This window comes from Candidatus Dormiibacterota bacterium, from assembly GCA_035544955.1.
Lineage (GTDB): Bacteria > Chloroflexota > Dormibacteria > CF-121 > CF-121 > CF-13.
This window is the reverse complement of the sequence record DASZZN010000009.1, coordinates 108,477-119,847: the sequence shown is the minus strand read 5'-3', so window position 1 is coordinate 119,847 and position 11,371 is coordinate 108,477. Positions and strand designations below refer to the sequence as shown.

The following is an 11,371-nucleotide window of genomic DNA, read 5'->3' as shown; positions in this document are numbered from 1 at the left end:
GGCCTCAGACCTGCTCGCCGGCGTCGTTGACGGCAGCTTTCCAGGCCTTGGGCGACGCAATGCCCCCTTCGAGGGCGCGCGGCCCGATCAGCCGCGCGATCTGGTCTTCGTCGAGGACTTCCTCTTGCATGAGGGCCGCGGCCAGCGTGTCCAGCTTGGCCCGGTTTGCGGTCAGGATGGTCTCCGCCGCGTCGTAGCCCTCTTGGAGCAGACGGGTCACTTCCTCGTCGATGATCCCCGCCGTCCGCTGACTGATGTGCGGGCTGCCGGCCAGCTCGCGGCCGAGGAACACGGCCTGCGGCGAATCGTCGAATGAAAACAGCCCCATCTTCTTGCTCATGCCCCAGCTGATGACCATGTGCCGCGCCAGTTCGGTAGCTGTCTCCAGGTCGTTCTGCGCGCCGGTCGTGATCGATCCGAGTCCCAGCTGTTCGGCGGCGCGTCCGCCCAGGGCCATCGCAATGCGTGCCTCGAGATACTCCTCGGACAGGTTGTGCCGATCGTCCGTCGGGATCGATTGGGTGACGCCGAGCGCCATGCCGCGCGGGACGATCGTGATCTTGTGGACCGGATCTGACTGGGGCTGATACCAGGCGACCAGGGCGTGGCCCGACTCGTGGTACGCAATCACGCGACGCTCCGCCTCGCTCAGATAAATCTTTCGCTCCGACCCGAGGACCACGCGATCGAATGACTCTTCGAAGTCTTCCATGGCGACGCTCGTCTTGCTGGTGCGCGACGCGTGCAGCGCCGCCTCGTTGACAAGGTTGGCGAGGTCGGCTCCGACCAGGCCTGGTGTCGAGCGGGCGATGATCTCCAGGTCGACGTCCGAGGCCAGGGGCACGCTGCGCGTGTGCACTTTCAAGATGGCGGCGCGGCCGCGACGATCGGGCCGGTCGACAACCACGCGCCGGTCAAACCGGCCGGGCCGAAGCAGGGCCGGATCGAGAACGTCGGCGCGGTTCGAGGCAGCGACGACGACGACCGCTTCGCGCTGGTCGAAGCCGTCCATTTCGACCAGTAACTGGTTCAGCGTCTGCTCCCGCTCGTCGTTGCCGCCGCCGAGGCCGGCGCCGCGCTGGCGACCGACGGCATCGAGCTCGTCGACGAAGATCACCGAGGGCGAGTGCTTCTTGGCGTCTTCGAAGAGGCTGCGGACGCGGGACGCGCCGACGCCGACGAACATCTCGACGAACTCCGAGGCCGAGATGCTGAAGAAGGGCACGCCCGCCTCACCGGCGATGGCACGCGCGAGCAGCGTCTTCCCGGTCCCCGGCGGGCCGATCAGCAAGACGCCCTTGGGCATGCGGCCGCCGAGCTTTTGGAACTTCTGCGGGTCGCGCAAGAAATCAACCATCTCTTGCAACTCGAACTGCGCCTGCTCCACCCCAGCCACGTCGTGGAACGTCGTCTTGGGGGTGGCCGGATCCTGGAGGCGGGCGCGGCTGCGGCCAAAGCTGAAAATGCCCTGCGCCGCTTGACCGCTCCGTCGCATGAACCAGATCCAGATCGCGATCAGGGCGATGAACGGCAGGAAATACAGCAGCGTGCTGCCGAGGCCGCCCGTATCGGGCTTGAGCGTGGTCGCGACGCCGTTGCTCTTTAGAGCTGCGAAGAAGGACGAGTCGGGCAAGGCGACGTTGTCCGGCAGGGTCGCCGTGAACTGGGTGTTGGTGACCCCGTTGTTGGTGAAGGTCTCCTTCAGGTCACCCTGCGCGCTCTGGCCCTGGATCGTGATGTCGGCCACCTTGCCGCTATCGATCTCCGCGATCAGCTGCGAGTAGCTGAGGTCGACCCGGGCCGGCCCGCCGAGGCGGCTGAGCACGGGGGACAGCAGGATCACGAAGTACAGGCCGAGACCGCCGAGGAGGGCAAGACGAAGCCAGGATCCCGTCGGACGGGGGCTTTTCGGGGTCTGCGCGGGTGGCTTCTGGTCGGGCCTGAGCGCCATATAGGGCTAGTCTATCTGCGCCTCATGAGAATGAAACAAATTCGATCAGGCAAAGCCTTCGGTCAACGCGGTCGGCCAGTAACTCCCGCCGGGCAAGCCCCGTTGCACCTACATCCAGTGACCCGCTTTGTGGCCCTCCTAGTGGTGTTGAGCCTGACCGCCTGTGGCGGACCCCCAGCGAGTACGAGTCCGCCCCGGACGAGCGGCTCCGCCATGCCAGTTCCGAGCGTATCAAGCACTACGGCCGTATTCGACCTGCTACCTCCGGCCCAGCCGCCGGCCGTCGGTCTGGGGATTACCTGCAGCCGGTCGATCGGTGTCTCCGACTCCGTCGCCATTGTCCAGCTGCACGGCGGGACGACCGTCCTCCGCGACTATGCGGACATCGCCCAGCCGGTGACGGCCTGTTCGTTTGGAAAGACCCAGTACGGGCTCGTGCTGATTGACGCCCAGCACGTCATTGTCCCGAGTGGCTCCAATCTCTACGCGGTTGTTGATCTCCCGCAAGTTCGCATCCACTGGTTCCAGTTACCGGGAACTCAGGTCGCGACCTTCTTGGCGATCGCACCGGACCTTGGCACCGTCGCCTGGCTGAGCGCCGACCTCGCGGCCAACACCGACCAGATCCACCTGACAACCCATACCGGCGATAAGGTGGTCGCGTCGCTGCCGAATCCCCACGGTGGTCGCTGCGGCGGCCCCGATGATTCAAAGATTGCCGGCTATTCACGATCGGGGAAGCATCTCTTCATCCTCGACCAGCCCATCCCGAACCTGAACAGCCTGCTCGTCCTGGAAGGCGACAAAGTCGCCCTTCGCCTCGCACCGGACTCGCGTCCCTGGTCGAGCGGCGCCCAACCAGCGTTTGCGGTTTGGTCATCCACGTCGGAAACGCTCTATTACCGCAAGGATGCGAACATCTGGAACTGGACATCAGCAAGCGGCCCGCAGAATTTTCTTCCGGGCGTCTCGTGGGACTACCCGACGATCTCATCGGATGGGCTGCATGTTGCATTTGCCGTGCAGGAGAAGAACGATCTCCATACCGTGTCGCTGCTCGACCTGCCACCGGCCAGTCGCCCTCTCCAGATTGGAAATGGGAATCGGACGCTGCCGGCGTTTCTCAACGCGAGACAGCTGTGGTTCAAGTCGGAAAGCCCCGGTCCCTGCGGATCGGGCGGGAACCAGCCACTCGTCTACGACCTGTCCGACCATAGCGAGTCGCCGAGCATCGTTGACAGCCCGGTTTCGGTCTGGCCCGCCACCAGCTCGAACTTCTAATCGAGCGCCGCCGGGAAGACCCCAGCGCAGAACCCGCTTGCCGGCACCAGAATCGGCACCATGCCGTCCATGTTCCTCCGGGCATTCACGATCTGGGGGTGCTGGCCGGGCGCCGGATAGAGGAACCCAAAGAGGATGTTCGCGTCGTCGATGAAGCACGGCCAATCCTGCGGGGAGCCGTGCAGCTGGCTCGAGAACCTGCCGCCGCCACCGTCAATCCACGCTGTTCCGCCAGGATCGCAGCAGCCGGCGACGGAGCCGCCACTCGGAGAGACCGCGGCCATCCCCTCGGTGTCGGTCATCACTCGCCGTGATCCGAGTTTTCCAGTCCAGTCGATCGTGGTGAAGTAGCCGGCTCCCCCGGCAGTGGCGGTCCGCTGATAGCAAGCGGTTCCGGCCGCCGTCAGCGCCCCGACCGGCTGACAGCCACTCGGGACCTCACCGCTGCCCATGGTCGCGAGCCGCGTGGCATCAGCGGCGTTGACGAGGTGATATTCCGGGGCGCTGTATGGATTCCAGGAAATGCCTTGCTGGGTGAAAGGTGGAGAGCTGGTCGCCGCCAGGACTAGCTTGCCCTGATGCCAGCCGACCGGCCAGACCCAAGCACTTTTGGACGAGAAGATCTCGGCGTGATTTCCGCCTCCGAGGTCCTCGACATAGAGACGCAGCGTCGGGGGAGACGAGGCGTAATCCAGGATCGACACCGCAATCCGTCGATCATCCGGCGACACCGCAAAGGTCGCGTGGGCGATGGTGGTACCGGGCAACCGGGCGGCCAAACCGCCGGATCCATTTGGGCGGATGTAGCGAACATCGCGGTCGCCATCGAGGTAATAGACGCGGGAACTCGACGGGCTGACCTCCGGCAGGTCGTACGCCGCCGCGCCCGGTCCGTTGCCTGGCGTATGGATAAACGATCGGACCGCCGCATGCACCTTGGCTGACACTTTGCCGTCGGCGGCGACCAGCGTCAGATCGTAGCCCGCGCTCTGCGGACCGGTGCCATTGGAAAAGGCGACCAGTATGCCGAGCGATGGCATCCTTCCTGCCGAGGTACTGGTCGTCGGCGAGGCAGTCGAGGATGTTCCCGTCGATGCGCTTGCCGAAGGCGTTGGCGTGGGCTTCGTCGTCGGCGTTTGAGCCATGCTCCCGCACGCGACGTTGGCGAGGGCCAGCGCAATGACGGCCGCCATGCGAAGCGTCACGACGCCCTTAACGCGATCGTCGGCTCGATGGTTATGAATAGCTGGTTGGGCCCGGTCCTATAATTCCGCGGGGCGATAGCTCAGCTGGCAGAGCGCCGCACTCGCATTGCGGAGGTCGAGAGTTCGAGTCTCTTTCGCTCCACCATCCACACAGCTCTACCACCCAGGTCGAGCTACTGGCAGTGGTACTTGTGACCGTGCAGCACGGCCGGGGTTCCGTCGGGGCAGGTGTAGACCGCGGCCGCGCCGGGGTCGCTTGGGTTCAGGAGCGTCTCCTCGATGTCCTGGAAGGTGAGCACGACCTGGTTGCCAGTGGTGGCGATCACAGCGATGCAGACGCAGGCGACCAGAACCAGGATGATCGCGTACTCGACCATCGACTGGCCCTTACGGGTCGCCTTTTTGCGCAACAACTGGTTCATTGTTTGTGCTCCGGTCACCACGCGTGGGTGCCCCGCTACCTCACTAAACGCGCTAAGCCGTTTCGGTAGGCATTACGAGGGCGCCCAGCCCTTCGACTCCCCTCGACTTGTGCCCGCGTCGTTACCGGGTCGACCTTACGAGCGACCTAACGGTTTGCCCCCTATCGGTCCTCGGTCACGCCGCGGCCGGAAGCACTCGGTTTTCGGCATCCGTGGCAGGCGGCAACCGGGGGATACGGGCAAAGGAGGCCCAGATCAGGATCGGGGCGGCGCCGGCGACGGCGACGACGATGCGGGCCAGCAGCATCTGGTTCATGGGCGCGGCCAGCAACAGGAAACAGCCGATGCTGAGCACGCGCCCGATCCCCAGGCACAGCTCCTGGTGAACGATGTAGTCGTAGCGCATCAACTGTGGCGTCGGATCGCGGTCGATCACCTGCAGCGCCACGGGCGCGAGCGCGTTGCCGTGCAGCGGGCCACCGATGGCGCGCAGTAACCCGAATCCAACGATCGCCCAGGCGGTCAGATACAGCGGCAACAAGAAGGTCGAGAGCACCAGCAGCGCGCCGCCGACCAGGGCGCAGGCAATCCGGTGCCGCGGCTTCATGAACGCCGCCAGCCCCAGGCTGATGCCGACACCCAGCAGTCCCATCAAGCCGTTGAAGTTGCCGACCTGCTGCTCGTTCTTGAGCACGAGAAACATCAAGATCGTCAGTACCAGCCCGACCAGGCTCCCGGTGAAGCCGTCCGCGAGCCGCGCGCGGGTCACCCAGCGCCAGTCGGGGTTGCGGCGCGCCAGGGTGGCGACCCGGCGGAGCGACAGCCGCGGCCTCGCCGACGAGGGCAATTGCCCGGCCAGCACCATGGCCGCCATCAGCACCACGGTGGACAGCGCGAAGACCAGCTGGTAGCCGCGGTAGGCCCCGCCCACGTGGGTACCCGCCACGATGATCGCGCCGGCGGCCGGCGGGAGCGTCGCGGTCAGGAACAAGCTGGCCGTCGCCTGGGCGCCGAAGTAGCGGTCCCGGTCCCGGTCCGAGGTCGTGTCGTAGGTGACCAGGTGGAAGCCGGACCAGTAGAAACCTTCGGCCACGCCCCGAAGGAGGCCCAGGACGACGACCCAGTGCGGGGCGTCGTTTCCCAACATCAGGATCACCAGGTAGGAGAGGCCACAGCCAAAGAGGCCCAACCGGATCAAGGCGCCGGCGCCCAAGCCCCGCCAGAGCAGGCCATTGGCGAGGAACGCCGCGGGAATCATGAGCGCGCTCAGGCCGCTGTAGACGGCGATCGGCGCCAGGTCATGGCTCGCCCGCCAGAGAAAGATGGAGAGGAACGTCCCGGCGAGCAGGTTGGCCGCCGTGTAGGCGCCGTGAACCAACACCATGCAGTTGGCGCGCCGGTCCAGCCCGCCCGATAACACCTTCGGCCGAAACAACCCGTCCCTCTCTTCGGGCCCCGTCCCGCAAGACCCGTATTCGGACAACGCCCGGAACGCGGACCGCTTTCCAGGGTCATGGGCCTGTCACCGGCGATACGGCCCCGTGACGCCGTACCGCAACGTATCCCGCAACGGGCCGGCAGTAGCCTCCGGGTAGGCGCACCGCAAGCGCCATTAAGGGGGTCGCGACTACGGAAATCAACGACGTCCACTCCACAACCAAGGACGTTCTGCCACGGCCGGGTGAACTGCCGTTACCGGCCGCCACCCGCCAGCTGCTGGCCTTGCTCCAGCAGGGCGAGATCTCGGCGGCGGCCTACGACACGGCGTTCGTCGCCCGCCTGCGCGAGCCGAACGATCCCAATGCCATGGCCTATCCCCAGACGCTGGGCTGGCTGCTCCGCAGCCAGAACGCGGATGGAAGCTTCGGAACGGCGCTGCCGATTCCCAAGGACAAGCTAGTTTCGACCCTGAGCGCGCTGGTCGCGCTGGTCGACCTGCCGCAGAACCTCCAGGACGGTGCCGCCCACCGGGCACGCGTCAAGGCGCTTCGCTTCGTCCACGAAGATACCGGCAACTGGCAGACGGGCCCCGACCTGGCCGGCTTCGAGCTGGTGCTGCCGGCGATGCTCGACGCGGCCAAGCTTCGCGAGCTGCCACTACCGTACGAGCGGTTCATGGGAATCTCCGCCCAGAGGGACGCGAAGATCGGGCACATCCCGCCCCGGCTCGTCTACAACGTGGCGACGCCCTTACTGCACTCGCTCGAATACCTGGGCAACCGGCTGGACATCGAGGCCGCCCGGAAGCAACTCTCCGCCAACGGCTCCTTCGCGAACTCGCCCTCGGCGACCGCCTACTTCATGCTCAAGACCCGCGACGAGCAGGCGAACGAGTACATCGCCATGTTGCTGCGCAATCGGGGCGACGGCAGCCTGCCGACCGTCGCGCCCTTCGAGGTCTTCGAGATCGCCTGGGTGCTCTACAACCTGGCCCGCGCCGACCAGCGCCCGGCGGAAGCGCAGCCGCTCGTGCGCTACCTCGCGCAGGCGCTCACCGACGACGGCGTCGGGGTGTCAATGCATGGACTGCGGCCCGACTCGGATGACACGGCGCTGACGCTCAGCGTGTTGCATCGCTACGGCTTCCCGATCTCGGCCGGGCCACTCCGGCCGTTCGAGGGCGTGAATTTCTTCTTCACGTTTCCGCTCGAGCGTGACGCTTCTGTAACGGCCAACGCCCATATCCTCGAGGTGCTCCAGGTCGCTCCCCCCTTCCCCCGCCAGCACGTGATTCAACAGAAAGTCGTCAAGTACCTGCGTGATGCGCGCGTAGACGGCGACCACTGGGTCGACAAGTGGCATGGATCCCCCTTCTATGCCACCGCCCACGCCGTCTTCGCGCTCACCACGTCGGCACCCGATCTCTGCCTACCGGCCTTCGCCTGGCTTTCGAAGACCCAGCGGGAGGACGGCTCCTGGGGCTGGTTCAAACAGGGCACCCCGGAAGAGACCGCCTACGCGGTGCAGGCCCTCATGCTGGCACCTGCCGAATTCCGGTCCGAGATCAAAGAGCAACTCCGCCGGGCTGCCGCCTACCTACATGAAACGGAGGGCGAACCCGTCATTCCTATGTGGGTCGGCAAGACGCTCTACGGGCCAACCCAGGTTGTCCGTTCAGCCGTGCTCTCGGCCCAGATCCTGCTCGCGAGGAGCGAACATGCTAGACCGGCGAATTAACAAGCTCAAAGAGAATCTGATGCGGCAGGCCGACGAAGGCCTGGTCGTGCGCCATCTGGTCGACGCGAACCCGCGAGGGGATGACATGCTGGGCGAGGTCTGCCGCGCCGCCGTGCTGCTGCATCCGAGCGCGAGCTTCGAGCAAGCCCTCACGCTGGCGCGGACGATGGCGTACATCGTCTACATCGACGACTATCTGGAAGAGGAACATCCCGAGCTCGACCTGGCCGACTACCGCCGGGTCTGCCAGAACTTCTTGCTGTGGCCGAACCGCGATCTGAGCCAGATGCCCCTTGTCAACGCCACGGTGGCGGGCAAGATCGAGGAGCAGTTCCGCGAAGACGAAGTCCCCGAGGAATGGACCGCCATGCGCCGGCTGGTCTGGGAGAAATCGATCTGGACGATGCTCCAGGAGAACCACTGGCTCAAGCACAAGGAGCGCGTCACGCTCGACGCCTACCTGGCGAACGGCATGTACAGCAGCTCCTTCCCCATCGTGCAAGTCTCGATCCTGGCGTTTTCCTACCAGGACGTCTCGCAAGAACTGAAGAACCGGATCTTCGGCCACATCTGCCAGGCTGCGCGCGTGGTGCGGCTGGCGAACGACCTGCGCACGCACGAGCGCGAATCGGCGCAGGGCCGCTTCAACTCGGTCGACCTGATCTTTGGCGGGTCCGCCGAGCGGACATTGGAGAGCGCCCGCGACGCCGTCCATCACTTGATGGAAGAAGAGTTCGAGCAGCTGAAGAAGGCCATCGCGCGCGAGCGCCGGACCGGCATCACGCAGCAATTTCTCAGCCACCTGATCGACAGCACGCAGGTCCTACTCGACTTCTACGAAGCTCCCGGTGGCCGCCACAGCCAGGGCCGGCCCGAACGGGTGCTGAAGGCAAGCTAACCGGATCCATGAGCAGCTCCATCAACCTGAAGCTCGGCGCCCGCAAGCCGTCGGAGGCCGGGAGGCCGGATGCGTCGGCGATCGAGATGGAGCGGCGCATCATCTGGATCCGCTGGCTCGCGATTCTCGTCTCGCTCGGCGCCCTCCCCTTCCTGTCGTCCAGCCTCAACAGCCAGTCGCTGGTGACCCTGCTGGCCCTGATCGGCCTGGGCGCGATCTACAACCTGACTCTCCTCGTCGTGTTGCTGCCGCGCAAGCCGGAATGGCTGACGGCGGGCTACATCTCGGCCATCGGTGACGTGCTGCTGGTGACCGGTGGCGTTGCCGTCACCGGCGGCCTCGCGTCGCCGTTCTTCTTAGCCTACTTCGTTGTGACCGTGACAACCGCGGTTCGATTCGGTGGACTGGCCGCGATCGTGGCCGTTCTGACGATTGCGCTCAGCTACACCGCCGTCGTCTACTACGGCAACACGGTCCAGGGCACGGCGCTGACGCTGAACGACCTCACCAACCTGGCGATGCGCACCGGCTTTGTCGCCCTGACCGGCATCTTCGTCGGTTTCGTCGGCGACCGCGCCCGGCGCGCGGAGCGAGCTCTGCAGGAGGAATTGGAGCGGGCGCATGCCTCGCTGTCGGAAGTCACGGTCGAGCTGAACCGGGACCTCGAGTTCGAGCAGACCTGCCAGCTGACCGCCGAGAAAGGCCGCTCGTTGCTCAACGCCGACGCCTTCCTGATGCAGGTGCAGATGCCCCCCTTGATCGGCCAGGACGAGTCGATGCCGCCGGCCTCGATGCTCTACGTCGACTGGACGCCCGAGCTGAAGGAACACCACGCCGGGGTCGACCTGGCCACGGCTCGCCTGGCCCTGACGCCGGCGGTCGGCGAGCAGGTGATCGCGGTGTCGGACCCCAACCTTCTCTTGCCCAACGAGCACAAGCCGCTACCGCCCGGCATGTGGTTCCGGATCCCGGTCTTCCACGGCGCGCGCGCGATCGCCGACATGATCGTCGGCTTCGTGGGACGCGAGCAACCGCTTCGCCAGACCGAGCAGGAGCTGATGCTGACCTTCGCCGAGCGTGCCGGCATTGCCATGCGCAACGCCCACGCCCTCGATCAGGCGCAGAAGCTGTCGGTCACCGACTCGGTCACCGGCCTGCCGAACCACCGCTATTTCCACACCAGGTTCGACGAAGAGATGGAGAAGACGAAAGACACCGGTGGCTCGATCACCGTGATGATGATCGACCTCGACCGCTTCAAGGTCTACAACGACAGCTTCGGCCACGCGGCCGGTGACGTAGCGTTGAAAGCCGCCGCGCGGACGATCTCGTCCACCATGCGACGCGAGGACACCGTGACCCGCTACGGCGGCGAGGAGTTCGTCGCCATCCTCCCGGGCGTCGACATCCAGACCGCGCCGATCCGGGCGCAGGAGATCTGCGACACGCTTTCGAAAGTCTTCATGTACAACCCCAAGACCATCTTCGCGCCGCTGACGGCGTCGGTCGGGTGGGCGACCTATCCGGTGGATGCCCGCAACCGCGACGAGCTGCTGAACCGAGCCGACCTCGCCATGTACATGGCGAAGAAGCGTGGCCGCAACTGCATCTGTGGCGCCTGCGAGCTGGAAAGCGTCGCCGCCCTGGACTCGGTCCTCAGCGAAGTCGTGGCGCAGCTGGCGAGCGCCGACACGGTCGGTCCCGGCATGGTCGCGACGCTCGAGAAACGGCTTGGCCAGATCGCCAACTCGAGCCACCTGGAAGAGCTCGCCGAAGGCATGCTGTCGCCCAACAGCGAGGCGACGCTGGAGGCGCTCAACGCGCTCGCGGCGTCGATCGACGCCAAGGACCCCTATACCAGCGGCCACTCGCAGTCGGTGGCCAAGCTGGCCGAAGACCTGGGCGACATGCTGCAGCTCTCGGGGGCACACAAGAACCAGCTGCGCCTGGCGGCGATTCTGCATGACGTCGGCAAGATCGGCGTCGTCGACAAGGTGCTCCTCAAAGAAGGCAAGCTCGACGAGGACGAGAAGCTGATCATGCGCATGCACCCAATCCTGGGCGCGCGCATCCTGCAGCCGATCAAGGCCTTCCGCCAGATCCTGAACGTCGTCTTGCATCACCACGAGTGGTACGACGGCAGCGGTTACCCGGACGGGTTGGCGGGTCAGAACATCCCGCTGCATGCCCGCATCGTCTCCGTCTGCGACGCCTATCACGCGATGACGTCGACGCGGCCCTATCGCCAGCGGCGCACGCCGGAGTTCGCGCTCGCGCAACTGGAGGCCGGCAAGGGCACGCAGTTCGACCCGATCATCGTCGACTACTTCATCCAGATGATGCGCAAGCGCCAGGCGGAGAACCCGGACGCTCTCGAGGCCGACGTGCACGACGATCACCCCGGCACGCCAGACGCCACGGCGGCCGCGAGCTAGCC

General features: G+C 65.7%; 8 protein-coding genes and 1 tRNA gene. 5 read left to right on the top strand and 4 right to left on the bottom strand.

The annotated features are described in order from the left end of the window. Nucleotides 1-4 precede the first annotated feature (4 nt). Complete coding sequence (gene ftsH, locus VHK65_03040; protein HVS05124.1) at nt 5-1,951, bottom strand: ATP-dependent zinc metalloprotease FtsH; 1,947 nt, start codon at nt 1,949-1,951, stop codon at nt 5-7. Between the two features lie 213 nt (nt 1,952-2,164). Here ftsH and VHK65_03035 point away from each other — a divergent pair, with 213 nt between their 5' ends. Continuing rightward, nucleotides 2,165-3,232: a hypothetical protein gene (locus VHK65_03035; GenBank protein HVS05123.1), complete on the top strand. Its 1,068-nt coding sequence runs from the start codon at nt 2,165-2,167 to the stop codon at nt 3,230-3,232. Here the strand turns inward: VHK65_03035 and VHK65_03030 are convergent. After that, the gene (locus VHK65_03030; protein HVS05122.1) at nt 3,229-4,437 is read right to left on the bottom strand and encodes a hypothetical protein; all 1,209 of its coding nucleotides are present in this window, start codon (nt 4,435-4,437) and stop codon (nt 3,229-3,231) included. The genes VHK65_03035 and VHK65_03030 overlap by 4 nt on opposite strands. Before the next feature lie 69 nt (nt 4,438-4,506). On the opposite strand from VHK65_03030, the gene VHK65_03025 reads away from it, so the two are divergent. After that, nucleotides 4,507-4,582: transfer RNA gene (locus tag VHK65_03025), tRNA-Ala, on the top strand. A 28-nt stretch (nt 4,583-4,610) separates the two neighbouring features. Here the strand turns inward: VHK65_03025 and VHK65_03020 are convergent. Next, nucleotides 4,611-4,859: a Flp family type IVb pilin gene (locus VHK65_03020; protein HVS05121.1), complete on the bottom strand. Its 249-nt coding sequence runs from the start codon at nt 4,857-4,859 to the stop codon at nt 4,611-4,613. A 175-nt stretch (nt 4,860-5,034) separates the two neighbouring features. After that, nucleotides 5,035-6,294, bottom strand: a complete 1,260-nt coding sequence (locus VHK65_03015; GenBank protein HVS05120.1) for an MFS transporter — start codon at nt 6,292-6,294, stop codon at nt 5,035-5,037. Nucleotides 6,295-6,581: 287 nt separating this feature from the next. Between VHK65_03015 and VHK65_03010 the strand changes: the two genes are divergently transcribed. The 3 genes from VHK65_03010 to VHK65_03000 are packed head-to-tail and all read left to right on the top strand — an operon-like array spanning nt 6,582 to nt 11,369. After that, entirely contained in the window at nt 6,582-8,036 is a 1,455-nt protein-coding gene (locus VHK65_03010; GenBank protein HVS05119.1) for a hypothetical protein, read from the top strand. Next, on the top strand, nt 8,017-8,934 hold the full coding sequence (locus VHK65_03005) for a terpene synthase family protein (protein HVS05118.1): 918 nt from the start codon (nt 8,017-8,019) through the stop codon (nt 8,932-8,934). Before VHK65_03010 ends, VHK65_03005 begins: the two co-directional genes overlap by 20 nt. 8 nt (nt 8,935-8,942) lie before the next feature. Next, nucleotides 8,943-11,369: a diguanylate cyclase gene (locus VHK65_03000; GenBank protein HVS05117.1), complete on the top strand. Its 2,427-nt coding sequence runs from the start codon at nt 8,943-8,945 to the stop codon at nt 11,367-11,369. Nucleotides 11,370-11,371: the final 2 nt, after the last annotated feature.